Below are 25,913 nucleotides of genomic sequence, written 5' to 3'. Positions count from 1 at the left end.
TACGTCACTCAGTTATTCGCCAAACTTGGCTTGACGGCCAGGGTCAGCGCGACATTTCCCTTCGGCGTATCCCTGAAGGGAGGAAGTCATGGAAGACCTGACCCGACGCGTCGTCGACTCGACGTCGCTCGAACCTTCGATCGCCAAAGCGGCGATCGGCCATGTGCTGCTGTTTCTGCGTGACAAGGCGCCGGGGAGTCATGTCGACGAATTCATCGACAAAATGCAGGGAGCCCGCGAGGCGGTCGCCGCGGCGCAAGCGGCCGACGACGGCGGCGTAACGCAGGCGATCGAGGGCCTGACCAGCTTCATGGGTCATGGGCGCGCCGATCTCAACATTCTGGTCGGCAAGCTCGGCAATCTCGGCCTGACGGAGGCGCAGAGCGCTCGGCTGATCGAGGAGATGGTGGACCGGGCCAAAGCGCTGATCGGCGACGAGGGCGTCGCCAAGATCCGGGCGATTCTGCCCGCATTGGCGGAGCGTTCCGGCGTCATGCCGCAACAGCCGGGCGCAATGGGCGAGACGCGCCCGCGCGCTTGAGGAAAACCCCTGTGACGCGGCCCGCGCCGCGTCACTGCGGCCATTGGACAATGAGAATGTCGAGGTCTTTCTTCGGCGTGAAGTCTTTGTGCCGGACCTCGAACTGCGTCGGCGAAATTTTCTTCACGCCCTCGGCGCAGAAGCTCACCAGCGTATCCGGCTTGCCCTTGTCGATGACGAGACGGAAATCGCCGATGGGGCCTTTCCAATTGGCGCCCGTCGTCAGCACATAGCCGAGCCAGATTTCGCCATAGATGTCTCTGTTCCCGGTCTTCTGCATGCGCTTGTCGAAGCTCGCGAGCCACTCCTTGTCGATGCAATATTTGCGCTGCTCATTCTTGAAATAGTCGTTCTTGCGCGCGCTGGCGGAGAGCCCGCCTCCCACGCTGCCGCCAAGGAGAGGAACATATTCATGTTCGACCACGACGCTCGCATTGGCGGGGAAGGTCTGCATGCGGGTGACGCTGGTGCGCAGCGACCATAGGGCTGTGTAAAACTGCGCGTCCTGCGTCGAGTCGTCTCGCAGGAGGCCTTCGGCGATGAGCTTGTCGCGCTCAGGCTTAGGCGTCTTTTTGAGCGCCTCGGCGAAGCTCTGGTCGCGGTAGTTGAGGGGGATTTTCAAGGCGGACAATCTGGCCGTGACGTCCTTCCCGTTGAAAAACGCTTGCTGGACGATTTCGTGCACAAGCGGCTTGCCGTCGACTGTCGTTTTGAACTTGAGGTCGTCGAGACTGCTCCAGAAAACCTTATTGTCCAGATAGTCCGGCGGAATGTCGGGCAGGGGGAAGGCGACAAGCGTCTCGATCGGCCGGTCGCTCGTATTGGTGAAGCGATATGTCACCCGCACGCGGTCGCGAGAGACGTATAAATCCTCGCTGTCCATCCTGATGGAATCGGAGTGTTTCAGCGTCAGCCCGCCGAGCGCGGTCTCCGCCTGGCTGTCATTTGCGTGGGACGGGAATGAAAAGGCGGCTGTGAAAGCGAGCGTCGCGGCGCCGGCAAAAAATCGAGACATCGTTTCTCCTCTACAGACTTAGCTTAAGCCCCCGAACGCACGGCCTCAATCGCCCTGCGCCGCCGCTTGCAATTGTCCGGAGGCCCGGCGACAGTCTCGCGCCTGTTGAGGCGTGAGGAGGGTCTGATGGATGAATTGATTGCGCGCGTTTCGGCTGCGATTGGCGTGGATGCGGGCGTAGCGAGAACGGCGATCGGCCATGTGCTCGCCTTCCTTCGCAAGGAGCTTCCCGACGGCCCGGTCGCCGAATTCATGAACCAGATGGCGGGCGCGCATCAGGCAGCGGACGAGGCCTCGGCGGGCGGCGAGAGCGCGGGCGGTCTGCTCGGCGGGCTTCTCAGCGGCGGGCTGATGGGCCTTGCGACCAAGCTCAATGCGCTCGGTCTCGACATGGGCCAGATTCAGAAGCTCGGCCACGAAGTCTTCGGCTATGCCGAAGGCGTGCTGGGCAAGGAGAAGGTGCGAGAGATCGCCAATTCGGTGCCAGGCTTGTCGCAGTTTCTGTAAGCGTCGCCACCCTCGTCATGGCCGGGCTTGTCCCGGCCATCCACGCCGCGCAAACCATAGCAGATGCTGGGCCGGGACAAGCCCGGTGATAACGGCCCGGAAATGTGTGACTCTCTTAACGCTCAGCGCGAGCGTCAGACGCGATTGATTGTGACAGAGCGCTTGCCGACAAATGCGCCGTCTCGAACCTTCAAGGCGGCGTTTTTTCATGAGTTGGCGTGAAACTATTCTCGATTATTGCGAACGTCTCGATGACCGTTTCTGGTCCGAGCCGCTGAACGCCGTCTCCAACGCCGCCTTTCTCATCTCGGCCGTCTCCGCCTATGCGATTCTGCGCCGACGCGACGGGCGCGACCTTCCCGCATTGGCGTTGATCGGCGTGACGGCGATAGTCGGCCTCGGCAGCTTCGCCTTCCATACGCTCGCCACGCGCGGCGCCATGCTGCTCGACGTCATCCCCATCGCTATCTTTATCTACGGCTATTTCTTTCTGGCGCTGCGCCGCTTCTTCGGCCTGGGCGCATGGACGGCTGCAGGCGTGACATTCGCCTTCGCCGCCGCGAGCTATACGGTCGACGCGTCATTCACGGGTTTGAATGGGTCGATCGCCTATCTGCCGGCGCTTGCGGCGCTGATCTCATTTTCTGCTCTCCTGCGTTCGCGCGACCCCGAGACATCCAAAGGGCTCGGCCTCTCCGCAACGACATTCGCCGCGTCGCTCGTCTTCCGCACCATGGATCGCGACGTCTGCGGCGTCTTTGCGCTCGGCACGCATTTCGTCTGGCACATGCTGAACGCCCTCGTTCTGTGGCTGCTGCTGACCACCGCGATCAAACGCGGGCCAGCGTGAGAGTTCAGGCGATTCCGAGCCAGAAGGCGAGCGAGCCGACGGCCGCATGTGAGGCGGCGACCGGCCAGATGTTGCGCGTCAGCCGATAGGCTGTGGCCCAGACAAGGCCCACGAAGAAAGTATTGGCGAGCAGAAGCGCGTCGCCATAGGCGAGGTGCATCAGCGAAAAGGTTGCGGCGGAGAACAGCACGTAGTTCGCGCCGCTGATTTGCAGCCTGTCGGCGATGAGCTTGGGGATCGCGCGGCAGACGAGTTCCTGACAGGGGCTGGAGATCAGCACATAGAAGGGCGCGAATCGCATCCAATCGGGCTGCTGGCGGTCGGTGGGGAAGTAGAGCGATTCGAAATAAAGCGCGGCGCCGATGCCAAGGGTGGCGACGCCGCAGCCCAGCCAATGGCGCGCCACCCAGGGCGCATGAAGCCCGAGTTCCGCGATCGAATAGCCAGCCAGAAAGCACAGCCCGATACAGAGCAAGGAGATGGCGAGAAGCGCCTCGAAGCGCATGTCGAATGGCAGCAGGCCACAGCGGATCGCCAGGCTCGGCGCCAGCAGAAGCAGGGCGAAACCGAGCAGAGGCCAACTGTCATGGATTCGACGTAGCGCTGTCATGGCAGTGTAATATACAGGCGCCTTGGGGCGTTCCAAGACGATTCAGCGCCAATTTGCCGCGCGATGCGGCCCGTCTCTCCCCGGCGCGTTGGAAGGTTTCCCTGGAGGGCGGAAAAAGCCGCTCGAAGCGCCACAATTTCGCTTCAAACGGGCGTATGAATTCACTCGTTCGTTTGGATTGGGGTTTCGAAAATGCGGAAGAATTTCGACAGCGCTGCGGAGCGGCGGGCGGCTGAAGACGCTCCCTCGATTGTGCGCGTCTCCCTGCGCCGTCCGGCGGAGACGAGATCTCGCGCCATATTTCTGGACGCGGCTGTTTGCTTCATGGCGGCCGTGGTCGGCTCGCTCGCGCCGCAGGCGCTCAATTTGCTCGATCTCGCGCCCGATAAGCCGGTCGTGGCGAATGTCGATCCGGAGAGCGGCAAATTCATCGACCGGATACTGGTCGGCGGCCTGCAGCCCTTGTCGTGGGACGACAGGAAGACGCCGCCCCCGCCGGCCTTTCTCTCGGCGCCCGCGCTGCCGGCGGCAGTAGCGGAGACGATCGAGGACGCGCCGAGAAAAGTAGTGGCGGCCGTGTCGAAGCCCGTGAAGGAGGCGCAGAGCGTCAAAAAGGCTGAAAGGGCGCCGGAGAAAGCGGCCGAGGCGGCGCCGACGACGCCTGTGCGCGTCGCCGCGGTGGACGCCTCGGCGCCGAACGCCAAGCCTGAGCCCGTTGAGGAAGGATTGTTTGCGGCGTTGACGCCATCGAGCGTCTCGACGAAGCTTGCGCCGGTCGGGCAGAGGATGTGGAGCGGGGCGCGATCGCTCGGCGGCTCCGTGGTGGCCGGCGGCTTGAGCTGGCTGGGTTACTGAGGGCAAGGGTTGGAGATACAAGAGAAGGCGCGCGGCGTTACGCGCGCCGCCGAGGCGACGCGGGCGGCGCTCGTCGCGGCGGCGACAGCCGTCTTTGCGGAGCATGGCTACGAGGGCGGCTCGGTGCGCGCGATCACCCAGCGCGCCGGCGCCAATCAGGCGGCGATCAACTATCATTTCGGCGGCAAGGAAGGTCTCTATCGGGCGGTGCTGGAAACCGCCGCGGATGCGCTGGAGAAGGAGAGCTTCCTTGACGCCGAGGAGCTGGATCAGCTCCCGCCGGCGGACGCCTTGCGTCTCTATCTGCGCCAATTTCTGTCGCCGCTCGTCAAGCGCGACCGAGTCAGCCAATATTTGCGGCTCTTCGCCTGGGAGGGCGTCCGCCCGAGCGCGGTCTTCAACAATTTCTTCGAAACGCGCCCGCTGCGCATCTTCCAGCTCGCCGAACGGGTCGCGCGGCGCTTTCTGCCAGATGACGCGCCAAGAGACGAGATCATGCTTCGCACCCTATGGCTGGCGCAGCAGCCGATCTTCTTCGTGCGCGAGACCGAGCGCCTCGCGCGGCCGCCTTTCGCGATGACCTTCGATCAGGCGGGGGTGGAGCGACTCGTCGAACGCCTCGCCGCCTTGAGTCTCGCAGGGCTGACGGGCGCGCAGACGGCGTCATCCGCGCCGCAAGGGCGCTCGGTGAGCGCCCTTGGTCAGAAGTGATCAGCTTCTGGCAAGGTTGGCCGTCGCATCGATCGACCCCGGGCCCAAAACTACTGGCGTTGACCTCACGCGCGCGGCATGGGAATCCCCACTGCAAGGGAGCAGTGCGGCATGACTGAAGCCACTGGCGCGAAGGGCGGTCCGGCCTTGGTGACCGGCGCGGCGCGGCGAATTGGACTCGCCATCGCCGGGCGTCTGTCACGCGAAGGACGCCCGGTGATACTGCATGCTTCTCCGCGCTCGGCGGAAGAGGCCGAACTCGCCGCCGAGGCCATCAGACATCAGGGCGGTCAGGCCGCCGTCGCGGTCGCCGATCTCGCCGATCCCGACGCGGTTCAGGGGCTTGTCGGCTTCGCCGCGCGCGCCTTCGGTCCCTTGACGCTCCTCGTCAACAACGCCTCGGTTTTCGAAGTGGACGAAGCCGAGGATTTTGCGCTCGAGCGCTACGAACGCCAGATGGCGATCAATCTGCGCGCGCCGCTGCTGCTGGCGCGCGATTTCGCCGCCGCTTTGCCGGCCGGGGCGCAAGGCGCCATCGTCAACATCATCGACCAACGCGTCTGGCGCCTCACGCCGCGCTATTTCAGCTACACGCTCTCGAAATCGGCGCTGTGGACGGCGACGCGCACCATGGCCCAGGCCTATGCGCCGCGCATCCGAGTCAACGCCGTAGGGCCGGGGCCGGTGTTTCCCAATGAGGCGCTCGGCGAACGCGACTTCGAGATCGAGACGCACGGCGTGCCGCTGGGCCATGCGGCGGAGGTCTCGGGCGTTGTCGACGCCGTTGTTTTTCTCGCCAATGCGAAGAGCGTCACCGGACAGATGATTGCGGTCGACGCCGGCCAGCATCTGGCGTGGCGAACGCCGGACGTCGCGTCGGAATGATTGCGTAAACCCTTCGCAAACCATAATTCGCTAAATCTGCAATAGTTGTCATGCCCTGGACCGCGCGCCTTCAGGCGCGCCTTTCGAAAGCACGCCCGAGGCGCGCCTTTTAAAAAAGCGCGCCTGAAGGCGCGCGGTCCAAGGTTCACCCATAGCCTCGGGCGCGCATTTGCGCATGGGCATGAAAAAGACGCCATCGGCGTCCAGGGAGCGTAAATGCGCGTGCTTGGCATCGAAACCACTTGCGACGAGACGGCGGCCGCTGTCGTGTCGGACCGCCTCGGGGCCGAGGGCGGGGATATTCTCTCCAATGAAGTTCTGAGCCAGATCGCCCAGCATGCGGTCTATGGCGGCGTCGTGCCGGAGATCGCCGCACGCGCCCATATCGACGTTCTCGACCGGCTGATCGTGCGCGCGCTGGCCAACGCCAAAGTGGAATTGTCGGACATCGACGCCATCGCCGCGGCGGCCGGACCGGGGCTGATCGGCGGCGTGCTGATCGGCCTCACGGCCGCCAAGGGACTGGCGCTCGCCACCGGCAAGCCCTTCATCGCGGTCAATCATCTCGAAGCCCATGCGCTCACGGCGCGGCTCACCGATCCGCTCGACTTTCCCTATGTCGCGCTGCTGGTTTCGGGCGGGCATACGCAGCTCGTCGCCATTCGCGACGTCGGCGACTATCGCCGTCTCGGATCGACGATCGACGACGCGGCCGGCGAAGCCTTCGACAAGGTCGCGAAGATGCTGGGCCTGCCATACCCCGGCGGCCCGCAGATCGAAAAGCTTGCGCAGGAGGGCGACGCCCGTCGCTTCGATTTTCCGCGGCCGATGCTCGGACGCGGCGGCGCGGATTTCTCGCTCTCCGGCCTCAAGACGGCCGTGCGACAGGAAGTCCTCAAGCTCGGAACGCCGAACGATCAGGACGTGAAGGACATCGCCGCCTCCTTCCAGGCGGCGATTGTCGATGTGATCGTGGATCGCGTGCGCGGCGGCATAAAGCTGTTCACGGAAGGAGAGGGGCGTCCGAGCGGCCTCGTGATCGGCGGCGGCGTCGCCGCCAATGGCGCAATCCGCCGCGCGCTGACGCGGCTTTGCGCCGAGAGCGGGCTACGTTTCGTCTCGCCTCCGCCGGTTCTGTGCTCCGACAATGGCGCGATCATCGCCTGGGCCGGCCTGGAGCGCTTTAAGCGAGGCTTTCGTGATGATCTGGGCTTCGCGCCGCGGCCGCGTTGGCCGCTCGACGCCATCGCCAGCGGAGCCCATCACGGCAAGGCCTAGAGCGGTGCGTCGCCAATTCGCTTTGGCGCTCGTCGCCATGTTGGCGGCGCCGGAGCCGCAGGCCGCCGGCCCCTTGTCGCAGGAGCCGCTCTTCGCCGGCGTGCGCGTCTATTATGGGCCGGGCGAGGGTTTCGAGAGTATCGACGCCAAGCTCATCAATGGCGCGCGCCATTCGATCGACATGGCCGCTTATGTGCTCACCGACCGCGCCCTTGTCGCCGCGCTCGGCCGCGCCGCCATGCGCGGCGTGAAGGTGCGGGTCTATCTCGATGGGGAGGAAGCCGGCCGCGGCTCACCGATCCTGGACGTCGCCGGCGCGCCGAACCTGGAGGTGCGCCGTAAGGCGCGCTCACGCGACCTCATGCATTTGAAATCCTACCAGGTCGATGGGGCCACGCTGCGCTCGGGCTCGGCGAATTTTTCCGTCTCGGGCGAAGTCTATCAGGACAATGATTTGATCCTTATCCAAAGCCCGACCGCGGTGGCCCATTTCCGGGAGGCCTTCGAGCGGTTGTGGGCGAGACCAGATAATCAAAGACAATAGCTGTGAACGGCGCTCAGAACTTATTTTTAGACAATAGGGCTATGTTGACAGTCAAAATTGTTAACGTAGCCAGTCGATCAGGATGATGAATAATATAGTAACAAACGACATAGTGAAATCATTCTCACAATTTCTATCTTCAGCCCTCGAAGCCGGCGACGCCGACTTCGCAGTGTGAAAATAGGAGTGAGAAAATGAAAAAGATTCTTGTCTCGATCGCGTTTGTCGCGATGACGGCTGGGTCGGCTTTTGCGCAAGGCGGCGCCATCACGGTCAATGGCATCTTCACCCCTGGCCCCGTCAGCTTCGGCAGCGTCAGCAACTCCGCCACCCAGAGCCTGACCACGACGGTGACCAACAACTCTCCGGCCTCCGCCGGTAACGCGAGCGCCGCCACGGGAGCCGGCAACAATGGAACGGCGACCGCCCTCTCGGCCGCCTCGACGGTGAACACCCAGACCGTTTCTCCCACCAACTATATCTCATTCTCGACCAGCCTGGCGCAGCACCTCAACTACTAAGACAAGCGGCCTGGCGCCGAGATTGCGCTAAGGACTGCGGCGGCGCGCAAACGCCGCCGCAGTCCACCCGGGTTTCGAGTGACGACGTTTTCGACTACGCCGCCGTCATTGCGAGCGAAGCGAAGCAATCCAGGGCCATGATGTGGCTCTGGATTGCTTCGTCGCTTCGCTCCTCGCAATGACGGGGAGGTTATATATCAGCAAAAAAGCGCGCGGCCGGCTTGGCTGGTTTTCCGGCTATTCCAACTCCTCGGCGGCACAGAGGGGCGATGGATGTGGGGGCGCTCGGTCTCGGCTTGAACTTCTTGCGCTTATGCAAATAGTCTTAAATGGTTAATTGACAGCCTGTTTGGCTAATGCCCGCAATCAGTCACGGTAACCGATAAATATACATCCATACGTGTAAAAAAGTGTGCGCTGATTAATCTTCGCTCAATTCTATTTCAAATCACGAAGCCGGCACGCCCGACTTCGCTATGAGTTGAACTAGGAGCGAAACCATGAAAAAGTTTCTTGTCTCGGTCGCGTTCGTCGCTCTGACTGCGGGTTCGGCCTTTGCCGGCGGCGGCTCTATCACGGTCGGGCCCGGCGGGACCTTTGCGCCCGGCGCGGTTTCCTTCGGCGGCGTGTTCAACGCCGCAAGCCAGACCCTCAGCACGTCCGTGAGCAACAATGCCTGGGCGGGGACCGGCGCGGCGACGGCCACCACTGGCGCCGGCGCCGGTGGAACGGCGACCGCGATTTCGGCCGCTTCGACGGTGAGCACCCAGAATGTTGCGCCCACCAATTATATCCAGTTCTACACCAATCTTCAGCAGAGCCTCAACTACTGAGCAGGCCGCCTGGCGCCGAGACCGCGCGAAGGACTGTGGCGGCGCATTGACGCCGCCGCAGTCTACTTTCTCGTCGGTCTTTCATGCGTCAGCGCTCACGCAATTGCGCCGCACCCCCGGAACACCGATCAGAAAAGGACATGATCATGAGGCAGTTTTTGATGGCCGCCGTCGTCGTGATGACCGCCGGGTCCGCTTCCGCCGAAGGCATTTTCGTGAATGCTTCGCCGAACATAAACATCTTGAACCAGGTCATGGTGACCGTGCCGGTCAATGTCAGTCCCGCAACGGCGGTGGCTGTCTCCGTCTACGGGAACGCCGCTGCCAAAGCGACCACGATCAACTTCCAGGGCGTTTCAGCGGCGAACCAAGGCTGGATCAACACCAACTTCGTCTTCGGCAATTAGCGGCGGGGCGGCCCCTTTCTTCGCGGGGGCCGCGGCCCGTTCTGTGGCGCGCGACGTCTACCGGTTCGCTGATCCGACGGTTATAGAGACGCGAGGGATAGAGCGGATCGGATGGAATGACGCGCGACACGATTGCAGTTCTCGGCGCCGGGGCCTGGGGCGCGGCGCTCGCCAATGTCGCCGCGCAAGGGCGGCGGCGCGTCGCCTTATGGGCGCATGACCCCGGCCACGCCGAGACGCTCGCGCGCGATCGAGAGAACAGACGGCATCTTCCCGGGCTGCCGCTCGCCCATGCGGTCGCGCCGACGAGCGATCTCGCCAGCATCGCAGACGCGCGCGTCGTGCTGGCCGTCGTGCCGGCTCAGGCCATGCGGGACGTGGCGCGGGCGGCGCGTCCCTATCTTGCGGATGGCGCCGCCTTCGTCATTTGCGCCAAGGGGATCGAGCGCGATCGCCGGCATTTCATGAGCGAGGTCGTGGCCGAGGAGCTGCCGCAAGCGCGTCCGGCCGTGCTTTCCGGCCCGAGCTTCGCGGCCGATGTCTGCAAGGGTCTGCCAACCGCGGTTACTCTCGCCGCCGCGGACGAGGCGCTGGCGCAGAGGCTTTGCGAAGCGCTCTCGACCAAGACGTTTCGGCTCTATCGCTCGACCGACATTCGCGGCGTCGAGATCGGCGGCGCTGCGAAAAATGTCTTCGCCATCGCGGCGGGTATGGCCGCTGGCCGCCGGCTCGGCGCGAGCGCGCAGGCGGCGCTGATCGCGCGCAGCTTCGCCGAGCTGACGCGGCTCGGACGCGCGCTCGGCGCGAGAAGCGAGACGCTGATGGGGCTTTCCGGGCTCGGCGATCTGGTGCTGACCTGCGGCTCGGCGCAGTCGCGCAACTTTGCTTTCGGTCAGGCGTTGGGGCAGGGGGCGGCGGTCCAAGACGCTTCCGGCGGCAAGCTCACCGAAGGCGCCTTCACGGCGCGAGTGCTGATCGAGATGGCGCGGAAAGAAGGCGTCGAGATGCCGATCGCCGAGGCGGTCGACGCCATCCTGTCCTTGCGTCTCAGCGTCGACGCGGCGATCGAGGCGCTGCTTATGCGGCCTCTGAAAGCGGAGATCTGAGGGCGCCGGAGATCTGGAAGCCGCCGATCAGATCGGAGAGCCTTCCGGCTTCCATGGCCAAACGACGCATCGTGTCTCGCGTCTCTTCGACCTCCGCGACATTTTCCTGCGTGTTCTTGTCGATCTGTCCGACAGCCACGTTGATTTCCGCCGTGCTCGCGGCGAGGTCGCCCGCGCCATTCGCGATCGCCGCGACGACCGTGTCGATCTTGATCATTTCGGCGAGGATGTTTTCCAGCGCTTGCGCCGTCTGGGCGACAAGCGTCACGCCGCGGTCGACTTCCGTCGAGGAGACCGAGATGAGAGTCTTGATTTGCTTTGCAGCCTCGGCGGAACGCTGGGCGAGCGCGCGCACCTCCGCCGCCACCACGGAAAAGCCTTTGCCCGCCTCGCCCGCGCGCGCCGCTTCGACGCCCGCATTCAAAGCGAGCAAATTCGTTTGGAAGGCGATCTCGTCGATCAGTCCGATGATCTGGCCGATGCTCTGCGACGATTTTTCGATGCGCTCGATGGAGGCGACCGCGTCGCGGACGATCTTGCCGCCCTTCTCGGCTTCGCCGCGCGTCGCGCCGACGATGGCGCTCGCTTTTTCGGCGCCGCTGGCGTTCTGCCGGATGGCGGCGGAATTGCTTTGAAGCGCGCTCGACGCCTCTTCGAGGCTGCAGGCCTGCTGTCCCATCCGCGCTGTCAGATCGTCGGCGGCCTGGGAGATATGATCGACGCTCGCGCCGATGAACTCGACGCAGTTCGTCACCTCGGCGATGGCGTCGTCGAGCTGCTGCGCCGTTGCGTTGAGATCGGCCTTCAATTGCCGATAGGTCTCGGGAAGGTCGTCCGTCATCCGATAGCCGAGATCCTTGGCGGAGAGGCGGGAGAGCGCCGCGCCGACGGCGCGCAGGGCGCGCTCGCGTTCGGCGTTGAGGGCCTCGGCTTCCGCATTGTGGCGCGCGGCGGCGGCCTCCTTCATGCGGCGCTCTTTTTCGGCTTCCGCCTCCGCCTCGCGCAAGCGTAGCGCGTTGCTGCGGAAATTATTCAGCGCCTCGGCGATATGCCCAATCTCGTCGCCGCGCCCGAGATAAGGGATGTCCGTATCGAGCGCGCCTTCGCTCACCCGCGTCATCGCGTCGATGATGCGGGCGAGGGGGAGCCGGATTTGCATCCCGATAAACCAGAAAGTTCCGGCGACGGCGAGGGCGATCGCGACGGCGGGAATGACGACGAGGAGCAAGGCGTTGCGGCGGTGCGCTTCGTCGATCGCGGCGCGACTTTGCTCGAGCTGCGCGAGCGTCTGTTTGGAGAGGCGGGCCATATCTGCGACGATGGCGTCACGATCCTTGATTGTCGCTTCGTCATTGGCCTGGATCAGCGCGGCCTTGGGGGAGACGTTCAGGCCAAGCTCGATCGTTTCGTTTTGATAGGCCAAAAACTCGTCGACGCGGAGCTGGAGCCGCTTTCGCTCCTTTTGCGGAAAGCGATCGTCCGGCAGGCGCGAGAACCAATCGGAGGCCAGTTTCGTCTCGGACAAAGCTTGACGCAGCGTCGCGAGGCCCTTCCGGATCTCTCCCTGATCGTCGCGCGCGAAGAGCGAGGTGGCGACGACGGCGACATGTTCGATCGATTGCGCGAGATGGCGCGATTGCAGCGCGAGCTCCCAGGTTTTCTCCATCTGCGTTTCCTGGCGCCTCTGCAGGGACGCCTGCCAATAGGCAAAAGCGGATAAGCCAATGGAGAGCAGCGCAAGGGCGCCAATCACGACGCCGAGTTTCTGTCCTAAACCAAAGCGCATGAAAGCCCCCAGTTGGGTAATGCGGTCGAAATATTTCGTGGCGTCGAGAGCGCTCGAAGAGAGTTCCTGAACGCGTTGGATCGAGCTTGTTTGTTGCGTCAGCGCTCCGAAACCGGCAGGGCCGTATCGGAGGCGATCGCCGTCATCGGCGGGAGGCGCTGGAGCAACGCGGGGCGGAAGCGACGTCATGCCGCCGATGTCTGAAAGTCCGGCCCGGGAACGCCGTAACACTTGATCGTGACAGTTTAATTGCGGGTTAGCGCAGGGCTCAATCTAGGTTAACAATCCCTACGCAGCCCCGTCATGCCCGCGCTTGTCGCGGGCATCCACGCCAGGACATTACGACACTCGGGGAGAAGAAGCGGCGTTGCTCCCGCTCATGTTCTTAAGCTTTCTGCGTCGGCGCGGCGTGGATGGCCGCGACAAGCGCGGCCATGACGCGGGAACACAGTCTGCTCGTAAGCCGAATTTCGGAGCCCTTCGGGTTAGCGTCGTGGCCCGGCGCAGCGCCGATAAGTCGATTTTACGGCTTTCCATTCGGCAGATTGCCGTGGGCATCGAGAACGGCGCGGATTTTGCGCGCGAGCTGCGCCAGAGTGAAGGGCTTGGTCAGCAGATTGACGTCGGGGTCCAGCATGCCGTCCCGCGCGATCGCGTGCTGGGAATAGCCGGTGATGAACATCACATGCAAAGCGTGACGGCGGAACACCGCCTCGCGCGCGAGCCGGGCGCCGTCCATCTCCGGCATGACGACATCGGTGATCATCAAGGCGATGTCGGCGCGGGCGCGCAGGATATTGATCGCCGCCTTGCCGTTGTCCGCCTCGATCACCGTATAGCCGAGCTCCCGCACCCCTTGCGCCGTGGCGCGTCTGGCTGATTCGTCGTCCTCGACGATGAGCACGATCTCCTCCGGCCTGCCGCGAGGGAACTCCTCCTCCGTCGGCGACGGCTGCGGAATCGCTTCTTCAGCTTCGCGGGCTTCGATATAGCGGGGAAGATAGAGCTTGAGGCAGGTTCCCCGATCGACCTCCGAATAGATTTGGATATGCCCGCCGGACTGGGTCGCGAATCCATGCGCCTGCGACAGGCCCAGACCGGTGCCTTTGCCGATGGGTTTCGTCGTGAAGAAGGGATCGAACGCTTTGGCGGCGACGTCCGGCGGCATGCCGACGCCCGTATCGGAGATGGCGATCAGGACATATTGGCCGGGCCTGACCTGCGGACGCTCGTCGGCGTAAAGTTCGTCGAGCGTCGTGTTCGCTGTCTCGATGGTGAGTTGGCCGCCGGTCGGCATGGCATCACGGGCGTTGACCGCCAGGTTGAGGATGGCGCTTTCGAGCTCATTGGCGTCGACTTTCGTCGGCCAGAGATTTGGGGCAAGCACGGTCGCCAGATGAATATGCGCCCCCAATGTCCGATGCAGAATCGCCGACATGCCGTTGACGAGCGCGTTGACGTCGAGCGGCTGTGGATCGAGCGGCTGGATGCGGGAGAAGGCCAGCAGGCGGCGAACCAGCCCCGCGGCGCGATCGGCGCCGTCCATAGCCGAGTCGATCAGCGGATCGAGCCCCCCTTCGTTGCGACGCAGCTTGCGCCGCAAAATATTGAGGCTGGAGACGATGACCCCGAGCATGTTGTTGAAGTCGTGCGCAATGCCCCCGGCGAGATGGCCGAGAGCCTCGAGCTTCTGCGATTGGCGAAGCTGCGCCTCGAGCGATCCGCGCTTGGTGGATTCCGAGATGAGCTCATTATAGGCGTGCTTCAGGGTTTCGCTCGATTTACGAAGCGCGTTCAGTTGCTTTTCAGCCAGAAGAACCGCAAAGACGGCGACGCCGGCGATGAGCACGATCAACGATCCGATCGCCGTTTGCAGCGTGTCCGTCGCTTGCGCCATCTGCTCGTCTCTTCGGCGATGAATCGCATCCTCCTGCGCGATCATTTCAGCGACCAGCGCGTCGATCCGATCGGTTAGCGCTTTGCCTTCGCCCGTCCGCACAATTTCCGCGGCCTCGTCGAAGCGGCCGGCTCTCATGAGGTCGATCTTGCGCTGAAGCTGGTCGAGGCGCTCCGTGAGCAGCGGGCGGAGCTGCGCGAGCCGATCGCTCTGCCCCTCATCATCCGCGACCAGCGCGCCGATTTCCGCGAGCCCCTTCTCGAGCTGCGCGGAAATATCCTCTTTTGGCCGGAGATAGGCGGGGTCGCGGGTGATGATGTAGCCGCGTTCCTCGCTCTCGGCGCGGCGGATGGCGCCGTCAAGCCGATAGAGCGCGCTCTCGACCATGAGCGTGTGGCGCACCCATGCGCCGCTTTCGCGGCGCTGCTGTTCCGTCCGCGCGGTGACGAAGCCCGCGAAGGCCAGAATCGCAAAGGCGACAATCAGGCTGATTGTCTCGACAGAGAGGAACTTTCGCGCCACGGCCATGTGAGTCCATTACGCGACCGATCAGGCGATTTTATGCGACCTTGGGCGCATAACCAGCGTGGCTGCAAAACCGTTCGCTACGGACGCTCCGACAAAGGGAGCGTCCGCCGCCTGATCGCCGCCGGACTCTTACGCTTTCGGAACCTCGCGCACCGCGCCGCGCGCCGCGCTGGTCGTCATGGCGGCATAGGCGCGCAACGCCGTGGAGATTTTGCGGGGGCGCGGGGTAGCGGGCGCAAAGCCCTTGCCGGCTTGAACCACACGGCGAGCCGAAAGTTCCGTCTCGCTCACGGCCAGCGTGATTTTTCTGCCCGGAATGTCGATCTCGATCGGATCGCCGTCCTGCACCAGCGCGATCATCCCGCCCTCGGCCGCTTCCGGCGAGACATGGCCGATGGAAAGGCCCGAGGTGCCGCCCGAGAAGCGCCCGTCGGTGATGAGCGCGCAGGCTTTGCCGAGCCCCTTCGATTTCAGATAGCTCGTGGGATAGAGCATCTCCTGCATGCCGGGGCCGCCGCGCGGACCCTCATAGCGGATGACCACCACGTCGCCGGCCGTCACCTCGCCCGTAAGAATGCCGGAGACCGCCGCGTCCTGGCTCTCGAAGACGCGCGCCGGGCCGGAGAATTTCAGGATCGAGTCGTCGACGCCCGCGGTCTTCACGATGCAGCCGTCCTGCGCGAGATTGCCGAACAGCACGGCGAGGCCGCCATCCTTGGAGAAGGCGTGGGCGGCGTCGCGGACCGCGCCTTTTTCGCGGTCGCTGTCGAGCGCGTCATAGCGGCGCTCCTGGCTGAAAGCCTCCTGCGTCGGCACGCCGCCGGGCGCGGCGCTGAAGAGGGTCTTCGCCGTATTGCTCGCCGTCACGCCGATGTCCCATTGGGAGACGGCGTCCGCCAATGTGGCGCTATGGACGGTCGGCCGGTCGCCATGCAGCAGGCCGGCGCGCAACAGCTCGCCAAGAATGGCGATCACGCCGCCGGCGCGATGCACGTCCTCCATATGCACGTCGGGCCGGGAGGGCGCGACCTTGCACAGCACCGGCACGCGGCGCGACATTCGGTCGATGTCGGTCATGGTGAAATCGACCTCGGCCTCATGCGCGGCGGCGAGGAGATGCAGCACGGTATTGGTCGAGCCGCCCATGGCGATGTCGAGCGCGATGGCGTTCTCGAAAGCGTCGAAAGTTGCAATCGAGCGCGGCAGCACGCTTTCGTCGTTCTGCTCGTAATAGCGGCGCGCGAGATCGACGATCAGATGGCCGGCTTCGACGAAGAGACGCTTGCGGTCGGCGTGAGTGGCGACGAGCGTGCCATTGCCGGGCAGCGAGAGACCCAGGGCCTCGGTGAGGCAGTTCATGCTGTTCGCCGTGAACATGCCGGAGCAGGAGCCGCAGGTCGGGCAGGCCGAGCGCTCGATCGCCGTCACGTCGCTTTCGGCCACCTTGTCGTCGGCGCCAGCGATGATGGCGTCGACGAGGTCGAGCGCATGTTCCTTGCCCGCGAGCACGACCTTGCCGGCCTCCATCGGGCCGCCGGAGACGAAGACCGCCGGAATGTTGAGCCGCAACGCCGCCATCAGCATGCCGGGCGTGATCTTGTCGCAATTGGAGATGCAGACCATCGCGTCGGCGCAATGGGCGTTGACCATATACTCCACGCTGTCGGCGATGATCTCGCGCGAGGGCAGGGAGTAGAGCATGCCGTCATGGCCCATGGCGATGCCGTCGTCGACCGCGATCGTGTTGAACTCTTTGGCGATGCCGCCCGCCTTCTCGATCTCGCGCGCGACGAGCTGGCCCAGATCCTTCAGATGCACATGGCCGGGGACGAACTGGGTGAAGCTGTTGACGACGGCGATGATCGGCTTGCCGAAATCCTCGTCCTTAACGCCCGTCGCGCGCCAGAGGCCGCGCGCGCCCGCCATGTTGCGGCCGTGGGTGGTGGTGCTGGAACGATAGGGAGGCATGGGCGAAGTTTCCTGTCATCAACCGGGTTGGGGAGGCGATAGCCCAGCCGGCGCGCCCCCGCAAGGACCGCGAGCCTTCCGGGACCGCGCGCCTTCAGGCGCGCCCGAAACATGCGCGCCTGAAGGCGCGCGGTCCGGGGGCCAACGTCTACATATGTGGCGAGAGCAAAAGGCGCTATGATCGCTTCATGGCAGCGCTTCCAAAAGACCGCATGACCGTCGAGGAATATCTCGCCTGGAGCGAAAGCCAGGAGGGACGCTACGAACTTATCGACGGCGTGGTCTACGCTCAGGCATCGGAGCGGGCCGCGCATGCGGAGATGAAAGGGCTGGTTTTCCTGGCTCTTAGCAATGCCCTCAAAGACAAGGGGCGGGAATGCCGGGCTTTGGTCGACGGCATGGGCGTGCGCGTCGGCGCCAAGACTATGTTCGAGCCCGACGCCATGGTCTATTGCGGGCCGAAGCTGCCGCCTGACGCGCTGCTGGTGGAAAACCCGGTGATTGTCGTCGAAGTCATATCGCCGACGTCCGGGCGCAACGACAGCACCCGCAAGCTTGCCGGCTATTTCGCTTTGCCGAGCATCCGGCATTATCTCGTCATAGACCCGGACGACCGGCTCGTCGTGCATCATGAGCGCCGGGACGATGGCGTCGTCGTGAGCCACATACTGACGGAGGGCAGGGTGACGCTCGATCCGCCGGGGCTGTCATTCGCGCTCGAGGAGCTTTACGGCGCGGCCTAGCGCAGGCGCTCTTAAAAAAACGCAAGCCCGAAAGCGCAGGCTTTCGGGCTTTGAGAAAATCCCAAAGGTCACTCTGGCGGTCAGGCGGTCAGGCGGCCTGGCGGGCGGCGGCGTGGGGGTTCAACTCGTTCAGGCAGGCGACGATGGCGTTGATGGAGGAAAAGCTCTGGCGACGCAGCATGGCCACCGGGAATTCGACGTCGAAGGCCTCCTCGATCGCGAGCATGGTGCGGATGGCCGCGAAGGGAGTCAGGCCCGCTTCATAAAGATCCGCATTGTCGGACAGGGTCTCGATAGGCGTGTGCAGGCGGCCGTTTTCTTGCAGCAGACGGCGGATGGTCTCGATCATCATTCCAACTCCAAAAGCGCGCGCTCGAGGCAAATGCGCGGGGCTCGCGGCTGTCGCTCGAAGTGATGCTGCGATCGTCTCAGGCAATCGTGAACATCGAGGAAAGAAATGGGGCGCCGAGCCTGAACCGAATATGAATTGGTGGAAAATTTGACCGGATTCGCAATATGGTAAGATTAAAGAATGGTAATCGTGTCCGCCGCGATATTGGCGCCGCGCGCGGCGCTGCTTTATGGTTGGGGCGATGAGAAGGCTTGTCGCGCTCCTGACGATTCTGACCGGCCTCGCGGCGGGCGCCGCCCGCGCGCAGCAGGACGAGCCGCCGAGCGTGGGGACCGACGAGAATGGCGGGACCTTTCTGTTCATCCCCGGCGTCGGCAAAATCCCTTTGCCGCCGGGGGCGCGGGGATTTGGCCCTGGCGATCCCTCTGACCCTCTCGGGGGGCTCGCGCCGAGGGCGCCCGACCGCAAGCTCGCCAAGCCTCGGCCCGAACCGCCGAAATCGCCAGAAGAGCGGCGCTCCGAGGAGATGAGCCGCCTGTTCGGCCGTCTTGCTGCCGCGGAGGACGACCGCGAGGCGCAAGCCGTTTCGGCCGCCATTCTCGCCCGCTGGTCGCGATCGGGCTCGGATACGGTCGATCTCCTCGCCGCCCGGGCGCTTGCCGCAGAGGTCGCCGGCGCGCCGGGGCTCTCGAAAGCCTTGCTCGATTATATCGTCGCTCTGGCTCCCAACTGGCCCGAGGGTTTCGTGCGCCGGGCGCGCGTCATGGCGTCCGAGGGCGACGCGGCGGCGGCGCTCGCGGATCTGGAAACGGCGGCGCGCCTCGAGCCGAAGCGCTTCGACGCGTTGGAGGCGCTCGGCTCGCTGGCGGAGAAGACGGGCGACAAGAAACGCGCGCTCTCCGCCTATCGTAAGGCGCTCGATATTGCGCCGCGTAACGACGCGCTTCGAAAAAACGAGGAACGGCTGCGGCTGGAGGTCGAAGGGCGCGATATTTAAGGACGGCGGGCGGCATAGGGAAACCCGACGTTCTCTCGGTAGCTTTCTAGAGAGGGGGATTGCCGGTGACCGACGCAAAACAGCTCCCGCCCGACGTCCTGGCGCAGCTCTTTACCGCCGCCCGCACGCATAATGGCTGGCTCGACAGGGAGGTCCCGGACTCTCTTCTGGAGCTCGCGGTCGATTACGCCAAATGGGGGCCGACAAGCGCCAATTGCTCGCCGATGCGGGTGGTCTTCGTGCGCTCGCCCGAGGCCAAGGCGCGGCTCGCGCCCGCCCTGTCGCCGGGCAATCACGACAAGACCATGGCGGCCCCAGCGACGGCGATCGTGGGTTACGACCTCGATTTCCCTGAGCATTTGCCGTTCCTCTACCCTGCGGCGGATGCGCGCGCCTGGTTCGTCGGCAATGACGCGCTGATCCGGGACACCGCCTTTCGCAACGGTTCGCTGCAGGGCGCCTATCTGATCCTCGCTTTACGGGCGGTCGGTTTGGACACGGGCCCGATGAGCGGCTTCGACAACGCCAAGGTCGACGCCGAATTTTTTTCGGGCACCAAGATAAAGTCGAATTTTCTGATCAATGTCGGCTACGGCGATACGGCCAAGCTCTACCCGCGCGGGCCGCGTTTCGCTTTTGAAGACATGGCCCAAATTCTTTGAGGTTTGCATGACGCTCCGAATCATTCCCGCGCGCTTCCTGCCTCAAGTGCAGGGGCTGCTGCGCATCGTGACCGCCTTGCTGTTCTTGCAGCACGGAACGGCGAAGCTCTTCGGCTTCCCGCATGTCGCCATGTTCGACAAGGTGACGCTGCTGTCGCTGCTCGGCGCCGCTGGCGTCATCGAGCTTGTCGGCGGCTTCCTGCTGCTGATCGGCTTGTTCACGCGGCCGGCCGCCTTCATCCTCGCCGGCGAGATGGCGGTGGCCTATTTCGGCTTCCATGCTTTCGAGGCGTTCTGGCCGATCCTGAACAAGGGGGAGCTTGCGGCGCTCTATTGCTTCGTGTTCCTGTTCTTCTCGGTCGCCGGGCCGGGCAAGTTCGCGCTCGATAAGGAGTAGCCCGTGCCGCGCTCATGGCTGTTGATAGAGATTGTGCTTGGCGGCCAAGGCCATGCCAAATCTATTGACAAGAGAGGCGCGCGACCTATTCCCTTGCTGACATGACCGAGACAGCCGTCACGACCAAGCGACGCTCTCATGCGTGGGCGTTGCCGAACCTGCTGACTTACGGACGGTGTCTCGCCGTGCCCGTGGTGGCCGGGCTGCTGCTCGCCTCGGGCGAGAACTGGACCCGCTGGGCGGCGCTCGGCGTTTATACGGCCGCCGGCGTGACCGATTTTTTCGACGGCTATCTCGCGCGCGCCTGGCAGCAGCAATCGCCGATCGGCCGCATGCTCGACCCGATTGCCGATAAGCTCCTGGTCGCCGCGACGCTTCTTGTGGTCGTGGCCAATCAGACGCTGGTCGGATGGACGATCTGGGCGGCGATCATCATCCTGTGCCGGGAGATTCTTGTCTCCGGCCTGCGCGAATATCTCGCCGAGCTGAAAGTGCGGCTGCCGGTGTCGACCATCGCCAAATGGAAGACAGCGTTCCAGCTTGTGGCGCTCGGTTTCTTCATCGTCGGCCCGTCGGGGGAAGCCGTTCTGCCCGGCTCGCTCAAAATCGGCGAGACGCTTCTTTGGGTCGCCGCCGTTCTGACGCTCTATACGGGCGCCGACTATCTACAGGCGGCGATCGGCCATTTCGGGGAAGACGAGGGGCCATGAAGGCGGTCTATTTCGCTTGGGTCCGCGAGCGGATCGGCGTTTCGGAAGAAGAGATCGCGCCGCCGCGCGAGGTGGAGACGGTGCGCCAGCTCGTCGAATGGCTCGCGGCGCGGGGCGAGGGCTACGCCGCCGCTTTCGCCAATCCCAAGACGATTCGGACCGCGATCGACAAGACCCACGCCGCGCCCGACGCGCCGATCGCAAGCGCGCGTGAGATCGCTTTTTTCCCCCCGATGACCGGCGGCTGAGCGTGGCGCAGATCACGCCCACAATTCGCGTCCAGGCGGCGGACTTCGACGCCGCCCGTGAGGAGGCCTTGCTGACGGAAGGGCGCCGCGATGTCGGCGCCGTCGTCGCCTTCACGGGCCTGTGCCGGGACGAGGATGGAACGCTCGACGCTTTGGAGCTCGAGCATTATCCCGGCATGGCGGAGGAGGAAATCGGGCGCGTCGCAGGGGAGGCTCTGTCGCGCTGGCCGCTCGTCGGCCTGACGATCATCCACCGCCACGGCGTCATTCGCCCCGGCGAGCGGATCGTGCTGGTGATCGCCGCCGCGCGCCATCGCGGCGAGGCCTTTGCGGCGGCTGAGTTCCTGATGGATTACCTCAAGACCCGCGCGCCCTTCTGGAAGAAGGAGCGCCGGGTCGACGGCGCCGAAGAGGGCTGGGTCGCCGCCAAAAGCGAAGACGACGCTGCGGCGGCGCGCTGGGCGCGATAGCTTTCCCCAGCTTACGGTCGGTCACAAACCATTCAAAAGCTGAAATTTCTCCCGCAGACGCCAATATCTTATTTGAAAAATCCTACCGTTAGCGCTGGCTCCGATGCCATTTTCGATCTGGGCGCGCGCCTTACTGCCCCGCTTGCTTGCCCCGCTGATCCATATCACTTCTCGGCGCATGAGCAGGGTCGTTGGCGACGTCGAAAATCATGATGAGTCATCCCAGAGCGCCGAGTCCACGACTGTGGAGAGCTGGCGCCAGTGGGAAAATTTTGCGCGGGCGCAGGAGCTCGGCCAGATCGGCTGGTGGCGCATGGACACCACTCGAAACATCCTCACCTGGTCGGCCGAGAACTACCGCATTTTTGGCCAGCCCGTCGGCGCGCCCCAGACATATGAAACCTTCCTGGCGGCGGTCCATCCTGACGACCGCGCCTATGTCCATGAGAAATGGATCGCCGCGCTACGCGGCGAACCTTACGACCTCGAGCATCGAGTCCTGGTCGACGGCCAGGAGAAATGGGTGCGCGAAAAGGCCTGTCTGGAATTCGACGCGGCGGGGGCGTTGCTCGGCGGTTTTGGCGTCACGCAGGACATTACCGACCGGAAACACGCTGAAATTGCGCTGCAGTGGACCGTGCGTCGCAACGAGCTGCTGACGCGGATCGCGGCGCGGCTGTTGCAGTCGAGCGACGTGCAGGGCGCAGTGGAGGAACTCTGCGCCGACGTCATGCAGTTTCTCGATTGCCAGGCCTTCTTCAATTACCTCGTCGCCGAAGAGTCCGGCCGCCTGCATCTCAACGCCTGCGCGGGCATACCCGAGGATCGGGCGCGCGAAATCGAATGGCTCGATTACGGCGTCGCCATCTGCGGCGCCGTCGCCCGCGACCGCGAGCGGATCGTAGCCGAGAATGTGTGCGCCAGCGCGGACCCGCGAACGGGGCTCATCGCCTCCTGCGGGATCAAAGCTTACTGCTGCCATCCGCTGATGGCGCAGGGCCGGCTGATGGGCACTTTGTCGTTCGGGGCCAAGACGCGGCTTGCCTTCAACGACGATGAGATCGAGGTCATGCAGGCGGTGAGCCAGCTCGTCTCCATGGCCATGGCGCGGCTGAGGATGGAGCAGGCGCTGCTAGAAGCCGACCGCCGCAAGGACGAGTTCCTGGCAACGCTGGCGCATGAGCTTCGCAATCCTTTGGCGCCGATCCGGACCGGCCTCCTCGTTCTCAAGCGAACCGGCGCGCAGGGGCCCAACGCCGTTCGCGTTCAGGAGATGATGGAGCGGCAGGTCGACCACATTGTCCGCCTCGTGGATGATCTGCTGGAGGTGTCGCGCATCCGCAGCGGCAAGATCGAACTCAAGCGGGAGCGGCTCGATCTGCGCGATCTCATGGATCAGGCCATCGAGGCCAGCCAGCAATTTCTCGACGCCAACGGCGTCTCGCTGACCGTCGTGCGGCCCGAGGAGCCGCTCATGATCGACGGCGATCCGGTGCGGCTCGTGCAGGTCATCGCCAATCTTCTCAGCAACGCCGCCAAATACACCCCCTCGGGCGGCCACGCGGAGATCGCGGCCCGGCGCGTCGGGAGCCAAGCGGAATTGACCGTCGCCGACAATGGCGTCGGCATACCGCCGGACATGCTGCCGCATGTCTTCGACCTTTTCGCCCAGGTCGATCGGACATTGGGGCGCGCCCAGGGCGGTCTCGGCATCGGACTAGCCCTTGTGCGCAAGCTGTTGCGCCTGCATGGCGGGCAGGTCGAGGCGCGCAGCGACGGGCCCGGCAAGGGGAGCGTCTTCCTGGTGCGTCTGCCGCTCGCGTCAGCCTTTGCGCAGGGCGGGCCGCAGCGCGAGGGAGGCCGATCCGCCCGCCGCGTCCTCATCATCGAGGACGATGACGACGTGGTCCATGGCTTGTCCATGCTGCTGCGCGCCCAGGGCGCGAATGTTCAGACGGCTTATGACGGAAAAAGAGGCGTCGAGGCGGTTCAGAGCTTCCATCCCCAAGTCGTTTTCATCGATCTTGGTTTGGAGGGGATGGACGGTTACGAGGCGGCGCGCCGCATCCGCGCCCTGCCGGAAGGCAGGGACGCAATAATCGTCGCCCTCACGCGCTGGGGCGGCGAGACCGCGCGGGAGCATGTGAAAAAGGCCGGCTTCGATCTGCATATCGCCAAGCCGGCTTCCATGGGCGACATCGAACGCGTTCTGGATTTCCGTCGCTAGAGCAATTGCGCAGGCGCGATCGCCGACACCAGCCAGGCGTGCAAAGCGCCCATGGCCACCGTCAGGAACAGCGCCACCAGCGTGAAGACGTCGAGATTGTCCTTGGGCACCCGCATCATGCGCGTCAGGCCCAGCGAAAAGACGTAGATCCCGTAGAGACCCAGCACGTCGAGGAAACGTAGCCCCGGCACGAGGCCGAAAGCCGAGGCGAGCCAGGCCGGCGTATAGGAGTAGGCGGCGAGCGCCAGCGCCCGCCGATCGTCGCTGCGGCCGTCGAAATAGGGGGCCGCCATGGAGATCACAAAGGCGGTCAGGAAGAGCGCGGGCAGGCTCAATGCATATTGCATGACCGCGCGCAGCAGCCCCGCCGTGAAAGTCGGATGCAGCCCGCGCGCGCCAAACAGCCACGACCCCAAAAAGCTCGCGAAGGGCGGTATGGCCGCAAGGACGCCGATATACCGCAGATAAAGGTCGCGGACGGATGTGTCCTCCGCCTCGATCCGCTCCCACTCCTGCCGGGGCGTCAAAATGAGGCCTTTGACCCGGGAGATCATATCCTTCATGGCGTCGTCTTTCCGGCCGGCTTCGGCGCTTCCCCTTGGACCGGCTTGGCCGGCGCTTGTGGCTTGCTCATGACTTGCTTACATGCGAGGGAATGCGCAGGCCAGCATCGACCGCTGACGAAGCCCCAAATAACGTCTAACGCGACAGGCTGCATGAAAAAACTGGCAGAGTATTTCTGGCCCGTCATCGGGCTCGCCGCCGTCATCGGCTCATTTTACCTGCTCTACCACGAGTTCCAGGGCGAATCCGTCGGCACAGAGGTTTGGGCCTATCTCAGGGCCATTCCCGCATCGGATTACTTCTTCGCGGCGCTGTCGACCTTGCTCGCCTATGCGGCGCTCGCCTGGTACGATCGGATCGCGCTCTTGCATCTGGGCGTGACGCATATTTCGTGGATTTTCATCTCCGTTTGTTCCTTCACCACTTACGCGCTGTCCCACAATATCGGCGCGAGCGTCTTCTCCGGCGCCATGGTGCGCTACCGCGCCTATTCGTCGAAAGGGCTGACGGCGACGCAGGTCGCGACGCTGGTGGTGCTCTGCTCCTACACTTTCGCCTTCGGCAATGTGCTGCTCGGGGGGCTTCTGCTCACCTACGACCCCACGATGATGCAGCGTCTCGCGGGCTTCCTGCCAGACGTCTTCACCCATCCGCACACGGCGCGCACGGTGGGGCTGCTATGTTTGGGCTTCGTCGCGGTCTACATCGTCGGCTCGCTGATGCATTTCAGACCGTTCCGGTTCGGCAAGTTCGAGATCACCTATCCGCGTCCGGCCGTCATGGTCCAACAGCTCTTCGCGGCGCCGGCCGAACTCATCGGCGCGGCGGGCATCATCTATTTCGCGCTGCCGGAGCAGGGGAATCCGGGCTATATCGTCGTCCTCGCCGCCTTCCTCCTGTCTTTCTCGGCGGCGCTCGTCTCCCATGCGCCGGGCGGACTCGGCGTCTTCGAGCTGGTCTTCATCAATCTGATGCCCGACGTGCCGCGCTTGCAGGTTCTGGCGGCGCTGCTGGTGTGGCGGCTCTTCTACCTGATCGTCCCGCTGCTCGCGGCGCTCGTCGTCGTCGGGCTCTTCGAGCGCAAGAAGCTCGTGGAAAAGCTGCGGGGCGAGCCCCGCGCGGCGGAGGGACCGCCGCAGGTCTGAGGCGGTTTGGTTTGAACAGCTCGCGTTGGGGCTTGTCATTCCCGGCGGGCTGAAAGCCCGACCGGGAATCCAGAGCCGCATTAACGCACGCACAAACAAAAAAGCCGGCCCAAAAATGGGACCGGCTTTTTTAATTCAGGTCGTAGGATGCGCGCGCCTTACATCCGATATTGCTGCAGGCGCGTCGTGCGCAGTCCGGCGAGGCCGTGCTGGTCGATCGACATCTGCCAGCTCAGGAACTCGTCGACCGTCAGCGTATAGCGGCTGCAGGCTTCGTCGAGGGAAAGAAGACCGCCCCGGACCGCGGCGACCACTTCCGCCTTGCGGCGAATGACCCAGCGCTTGGTGGAAGGCGGCGGCAAATCCGCAATTGTCAGCGGGCTGCCGTCAGGGCCGATGACATATTTGACACGCGGACGGTGCGTCTCGGTCATAATCTTACTCGCATACTCTACGACCACACAGTAACCGCCTTATAGCGCCTGGCCTTTTAAGATTTGCCTAAACGCGCGAGGTCCATAGATAATCAAGTTTAAACCAGATTTTAGGAAGTTTC

General features: G+C 64.1%; 29 protein-coding genes. 21 read left to right on the top strand and 8 right to left on the bottom strand.

All coding sequences use genetic code 11. From position 1 onward, the window contains the following. The first annotated feature begins 88 nt into the window (after nt 1–88). Complete coding sequence (locus QMG84_RS10730) at nt 89–541, top strand: hypothetical protein (protein WP_202071860.1); 453 nt, start codon at nt 89–91, stop codon at nt 539–541. 31 nt (nt 542–572) lie between these two features. Here the strand turns inward: QMG84_RS10730 and QMG84_RS10725 are convergent, their stop codons facing one another. After that, nucleotides 573–1,556: a DUF4424 family protein gene (locus tag QMG84_RS10725; RefSeq protein WP_281927814.1), complete on the bottom strand. Its 984-nt coding sequence runs from the start codon at nt 1,554–1,556 to the stop codon at nt 573–575. 126 nt (nt 1,557–1,682) lie between these two features. Between QMG84_RS10725 and QMG84_RS10720 the strand changes: the two genes are divergently transcribed. Continuing rightward, nucleotides 1,683–2,063: a DUF2267 domain-containing protein gene (locus QMG84_RS10720; RefSeq protein ID WP_281927812.1), complete on the top strand. Its 381-nt coding sequence runs from the start codon at nt 1,683–1,685 to the stop codon at nt 2,061–2,063. A gap of 208 nt (nt 2,064–2,271) precedes the next feature. Beyond that, nucleotides 2,272–2,913, top strand: coding sequence for a ceramidase domain-containing protein (locus tag QMG84_RS10715; RefSeq protein WP_281927811.1), 642 nt, complete (start codon nt 2,272–2,274; stop codon nt 2,911–2,913). A gap of 4 nt (nt 2,914–2,917) precedes the next feature. Here the strand turns inward: QMG84_RS10715 and QMG84_RS10710 are convergent, their stop codons facing one another. Continuing rightward, the gene (locus QMG84_RS10710) at nt 2,918–3,523 is read right to left on the bottom strand and encodes a CPBP family intramembrane glutamic endopeptidase (RefSeq protein ID WP_281927810.1); all 606 of its coding nucleotides are present in this window, start codon (nt 3,521–3,523) and stop codon (nt 2,918–2,920) included. Nucleotides 3,524–3,715: 192 nt separating this feature from the next. On the opposite strand from QMG84_RS10710, the gene QMG84_RS10705 reads away from it, so the two are divergent. From QMG84_RS10705 to QMG84_RS10665, 9 genes are all read left to right on the top strand, one after another. Beyond that, complete coding sequence (locus tag QMG84_RS10705; protein WP_281927809.1) at nt 3,716–4,378, top strand: hypothetical protein; 663 nt, start codon at nt 3,716–3,718, stop codon at nt 4,376–4,378. Nucleotides 4,379–4,387: 9 nt separating this feature from the next. Further along, nucleotides 4,388–5,089, top strand: a complete 702-nt coding sequence (locus QMG84_RS10700) for a TetR/AcrR family transcriptional regulator (protein WP_281927808.1) — start codon at nt 4,388–4,390, stop codon at nt 5,087–5,089. A gap of 111 nt (nt 5,090–5,200) precedes the next feature. Beyond that, a complete protein-coding gene (locus QMG84_RS10695) occupies nt 5,201–5,974 on the top strand; it encodes an SDR family oxidoreductase (protein WP_281927806.1) in 774 nt (257 codons plus the stop codon). Between the two features lie 216 nt (nt 5,975–6,190). Further along, on the top strand, nt 6,191–7,252 hold the full coding sequence (gene tsaD, locus QMG84_RS10690) for a tRNA (adenosine(37)-N6)-threonylcarbamoyltransferase complex transferase subunit TsaD (RefSeq protein WP_281927804.1): 1,062 nt from the start codon (nt 6,191–6,193) through the stop codon (nt 7,250–7,252). Nucleotides 7,253–7,256: 4 nt separating this feature from the next. Then, nucleotides 7,257–7,796 (top strand): phospholipase D-like domain-containing protein, encoded by a 540-nt coding sequence (locus QMG84_RS10685; protein WP_281927802.1) that lies wholly within the window; start codon nt 7,257–7,259, stop codon nt 7,794–7,796. Nucleotides 7,797–7,990: 194 nt separating this feature from the next. Beyond that, nucleotides 7,991–8,317, top strand: a complete 327-nt coding sequence (locus QMG84_RS10680) for a hypothetical protein (protein WP_202071850.1) — start codon at nt 7,991–7,993, stop codon at nt 8,315–8,317. Between the two features lie 500 nt (nt 8,318–8,817). Next, on the top strand, nt 8,818–9,150 hold the full coding sequence (locus tag QMG84_RS10675) for a hypothetical protein (protein WP_281927801.1): 333 nt from the start codon (nt 8,818–8,820) through the stop codon (nt 9,148–9,150). Between the two features lie 146 nt (nt 9,151–9,296). Then, on the top strand, nt 9,297–9,557 hold the full coding sequence (locus QMG84_RS10670) for a hypothetical protein (protein ID WP_202071848.1): 261 nt from the start codon (nt 9,297–9,299) through the stop codon (nt 9,555–9,557). A 116-nt stretch (nt 9,558–9,673) separates the two neighbouring features. Then, nucleotides 9,674–10,663: an NAD(P)H-dependent glycerol-3-phosphate dehydrogenase gene (locus QMG84_RS10665; RefSeq protein ID WP_202071847.1), complete on the top strand. Its 990-nt coding sequence runs from the start codon at nt 9,674–9,676 to the stop codon at nt 10,661–10,663. On the opposite strand, the gene QMG84_RS10660 is transcribed toward QMG84_RS10665, so the two are convergent. The 3 genes from QMG84_RS10660 to ilvD all read right to left on the bottom strand — a co-directional run bounded on the left by QMG84_RS10660 (nt 10,635) and on the right by ilvD (nt 16,842). After that, complete coding sequence (locus QMG84_RS10660; RefSeq protein WP_281927799.1) at nt 10,635–12,449, bottom strand: methyl-accepting chemotaxis protein; 1,815 nt, start codon at nt 12,447–12,449, stop codon at nt 10,635–10,637. The genes QMG84_RS10665 and QMG84_RS10660 overlap by 29 nt on opposite strands. A 523-nt stretch (nt 12,450–12,972) precedes the next feature. Beyond that, nucleotides 12,973–14,874 (bottom strand): CHASE3 domain-containing protein, encoded by a 1,902-nt coding sequence (locus QMG84_RS10655; protein ID WP_281927797.1) that lies wholly within the window; start codon nt 14,872–14,874, stop codon nt 12,973–12,975. Nucleotides 14,875–15,003: 129 nt separating this feature from the next. Then, nucleotides 15,004–16,842: a dihydroxy-acid dehydratase gene (gene ilvD / locus QMG84_RS10650; RefSeq protein ID WP_281927795.1), complete on the bottom strand. Its 1,839-nt coding sequence runs from the start codon at nt 16,840–16,842 to the stop codon at nt 15,004–15,006. Between the two features lie 188 nt (nt 16,843–17,030). On the opposite strand from ilvD, the gene QMG84_RS10645 reads away from it, so the two are divergent. After that, complete coding sequence (locus tag QMG84_RS10645) at nt 17,031–17,585, top strand: Uma2 family endonuclease (protein ID WP_281927793.1); 555 nt, start codon at nt 17,031–17,033, stop codon at nt 17,583–17,585. A gap of 88 nt (nt 17,586–17,673) precedes the next feature. On the opposite strand, the gene QMG84_RS10640 is transcribed toward QMG84_RS10645, so the two are convergent. After that, nucleotides 17,674–17,934 carry an acyl carrier protein gene (locus tag QMG84_RS10640; RefSeq protein WP_202072031.1) on the bottom strand — a complete coding sequence of 87 codons (261 nt, stop codon included), beginning with the start codon at nt 17,932–17,934 and terminating at the stop codon, nt 17,674–17,676. Nucleotides 17,935–18,166: 232 nt separating this feature from the next. Here QMG84_RS10640 and QMG84_RS10635 point away from each other — a divergent pair, with 232 nt between their 5' ends. The 7 genes from QMG84_RS10635 to QMG84_RS10605 all read left to right on the top strand — a co-directional run bounded on the left by QMG84_RS10635 (nt 18,167) and on the right by QMG84_RS10605 (nt 23,648). Then, a complete protein-coding gene (locus QMG84_RS10635; RefSeq protein ID WP_281927791.1) occupies nt 18,167–18,934 on the top strand; it encodes a tetratricopeptide repeat protein in 768 nt (255 codons plus the stop codon). 65 nt (nt 18,935–18,999) lie between these two features. Continuing rightward, a complete protein-coding gene (locus tag QMG84_RS10630) occupies nt 19,000–19,596 on the top strand; it encodes a malonic semialdehyde reductase (RefSeq protein ID WP_281927790.1) in 597 nt (198 codons plus the stop codon). 7 nt (nt 19,597–19,603) lie between these two features. Beyond that, nucleotides 19,604–19,993 carry a DoxX family protein gene (locus QMG84_RS10625; protein ID WP_281927787.1) on the top strand — a complete coding sequence of 130 codons (390 nt, stop codon included), beginning with the start codon at nt 19,604–19,606 and terminating at the stop codon, nt 19,991–19,993. Nucleotides 19,994–20,094: 101 nt separating this feature from the next. After that, nucleotides 20,095–20,703 (top strand): CDP-diacylglycerol--glycerol-3-phosphate 3-phosphatidyltransferase, encoded by a 609-nt coding sequence (gene pgsA / locus QMG84_RS10620; protein WP_281927786.1) that lies wholly within the window; start codon nt 20,095–20,097, stop codon nt 20,701–20,703. Beyond that, nucleotides 20,700–20,951, top strand: a complete 252-nt coding sequence (gene moaD / locus QMG84_RS10615; protein ID WP_202071839.1) for a molybdopterin converting factor subunit 1 — start codon at nt 20,700–20,702, stop codon at nt 20,949–20,951. Before pgsA ends, moaD begins: the two co-directional genes overlap by 4 nt. 11 nt (nt 20,952–20,962) lie before the next feature. Continuing rightward, nucleotides 20,963–21,421 carry a molybdenum cofactor biosynthesis protein MoaE gene (locus tag QMG84_RS10610; RefSeq protein WP_434085989.1) on the top strand — a complete coding sequence of 153 codons (459 nt, stop codon included), beginning with the start codon at nt 20,963–20,965 and terminating at the stop codon, nt 21,419–21,421. Between the two features lie 178 nt (nt 21,422–21,599). Next, nucleotides 21,600–23,648: a hybrid sensor histidine kinase/response regulator gene (locus QMG84_RS10605; protein WP_281927782.1), complete on the top strand. Its 2,049-nt coding sequence runs from the start codon at nt 21,600–21,602 to the stop codon at nt 23,646–23,648. Here the strand turns inward: QMG84_RS10605 and QMG84_RS10600 are convergent. Continuing rightward, nucleotides 23,645–24,211, bottom strand: a complete 567-nt coding sequence (locus tag QMG84_RS10600; protein ID WP_281927780.1) for a Yip1 family protein — start codon at nt 24,209–24,211, stop codon at nt 23,645–23,647. The genes QMG84_RS10605 and QMG84_RS10600 overlap by 4 nt on opposite strands. Nucleotides 24,212–24,364: 153 nt before the next feature. On the opposite strand from QMG84_RS10600, the gene QMG84_RS10595 reads away from it, so the two are divergent. Next, a complete protein-coding gene (locus tag QMG84_RS10595; protein WP_202071836.1) occupies nt 24,365–25,357 on the top strand; it encodes a putative bifunctional lysylphosphatidylglycerol flippase/synthetase in 993 nt (330 codons plus the stop codon). Nucleotides 25,358–25,515: 158 nt separating this feature from the next. Here the strand turns inward: QMG84_RS10595 and sciP are convergent, their stop codons facing one another. Beyond that, a complete protein-coding gene (sciP, locus tag QMG84_RS10590) occupies nt 25,516–25,791 on the bottom strand; it encodes a CtrA inhibitor SciP (RefSeq protein WP_036281596.1) in 276 nt (91 codons plus the stop codon). Between the last annotated feature and the right edge of the window lie 122 nt (nt 25,792–25,913).

This window comes from Methylocystis iwaonis (genome assembly GCF_027925385.1).
Lineage (GTDB): Bacteria > Pseudomonadota > Alphaproteobacteria > Rhizobiales > Beijerinckiaceae > Methylocystis > Methylocystis iwaonis.
The sequence above is the reverse complement of the archived record's forward strand: the minus strand, read 5'-3'. Positions and strand labels throughout refer to the sequence as shown.

Coding starts and splice junctions, on each gene's coding strand:
- QMG84_RS10680 (WP_202071850.1), top strand. CDS start 7,991: ATGAAAAAGATTCTTGTCTCGATCGCGTTTGTCGCGATGACGGCTGGG.
- QMG84_RS10725 (WP_281927814.1), bottom strand. CDS start 1,556: ATGTCTCGATTTTTTGCCGGCGCCGCGACGCTCGCTTTCACAGCCGCC.
- QMG84_RS10730 (WP_202071860.1), top strand. CDS start 89: ATGGAAGACCTGACCCGACGCGTCGTCGACTCGACGTCGCTCGAACCT.
- QMG84_RS10660 (WP_281927799.1), bottom strand. CDS start 12,449: ATGCGCTTTGGTTTAGGACAGAAACTCGGCGTCGTGATTGGCGCCCTT.
- tsaD (WP_281927804.1), top strand. CDS start 6,191: ATGCGCGTGCTTGGCATCGAAACCACTTGCGACGAGACGGCGGCCGCT.
- ilvD (WP_281927795.1), bottom strand. CDS start 16,842: ATGCCTCCCTATCGTTCCAGCACCACCACCCACGGCCGCAACATGGCG.
- QMG84_RS10625 (WP_281927787.1), top strand. CDS start 19,604: ATGACGCTCCGAATCATTCCCGCGCGCTTCCTGCCTCAAGTGCAGGGG.
- QMG84_RS10695 (WP_281927806.1), top strand. CDS start 5,201: ATGACTGAAGCCACTGGCGCGAAGGGCGGTCCGGCCTTGGTGACCGGC.
- QMG84_RS10655 (WP_281927797.1), bottom strand. CDS start 14,874: ATGGCCGTGGCGCGAAAGTTCCTCTCTGTCGAGACAATCAGCCTGATT.
- QMG84_RS10640 (WP_202072031.1), bottom strand. CDS start 17,934: ATGATCGAGACCATCCGCCGTCTGCTGCAAGAAAACGGCCGCCTGCAC.
- QMG84_RS10705 (WP_281927809.1), top strand. CDS start 3,716: ATGCGGAAGAATTTCGACAGCGCTGCGGAGCGGCGGGCGGCTGAAGAC.
- QMG84_RS10675 (WP_281927801.1), top strand. CDS start 8,818: ATGAAAAAGTTTCTTGTCTCGGTCGCGTTCGTCGCTCTGACTGCGGGT.
- QMG84_RS10600 (WP_281927780.1), bottom strand. CDS start 24,211: ATGAAGGATATGATCTCCCGGGTCAAAGGCCTCATTTTGACGCCCCGG.
- QMG84_RS10665 (WP_202071847.1), top strand. CDS start 9,674: ATGACGCGCGACACGATTGCAGTTCTCGGCGCCGGGGCCTGGGGCGCG.
- QMG84_RS10710 (WP_281927810.1), bottom strand. CDS start 3,523: ATGACAGCGCTACGTCGAATCCATGACAGTTGGCCTCTGCTCGGTTTC.
- pgsA (WP_281927786.1), top strand. CDS start 20,095: ATGACCGAGACAGCCGTCACGACCAAGCGACGCTCTCATGCGTGGGCG.
- QMG84_RS10670 (WP_202071848.1), top strand. CDS start 9,297: ATGAGGCAGTTTTTGATGGCCGCCGTCGTCGTGATGACCGCCGGGTCC.
- QMG84_RS10645 (WP_281927793.1), top strand. CDS start 17,031: ATGGCAGCGCTTCCAAAAGACCGCATGACCGTCGAGGAATATCTCGCC.
- QMG84_RS10605 (WP_281927782.1), top strand. CDS start 21,600: ATGAGCAGGGTCGTTGGCGACGTCGAAAATCATGATGAGTCATCCCAG.
- QMG84_RS10595 (WP_202071836.1), top strand. CDS start 24,365: ATGAAAAAACTGGCAGAGTATTTCTGGCCCGTCATCGGGCTCGCCGCC.
- sciP (WP_036281596.1), bottom strand. CDS start 25,791: ATGACCGAGACGCACCGTCCGCGTGTCAAATATGTCATCGGCCCTGAC.
- moaD (WP_202071839.1), top strand. CDS start 20,700: ATGAAGGCGGTCTATTTCGCTTGGGTCCGCGAGCGGATCGGCGTTTCG.
- QMG84_RS10635 (WP_281927791.1), top strand. CDS start 18,167: ATGGTTGGGGCGATGAGAAGGCTTGTCGCGCTCCTGACGATTCTGACC.
- QMG84_RS10720 (WP_281927812.1), top strand. CDS start 1,683: ATGGATGAATTGATTGCGCGCGTTTCGGCTGCGATTGGCGTGGATGCG.
- QMG84_RS10715 (WP_281927811.1), top strand. CDS start 2,272: ATGAGTTGGCGTGAAACTATTCTCGATTATTGCGAACGTCTCGATGAC.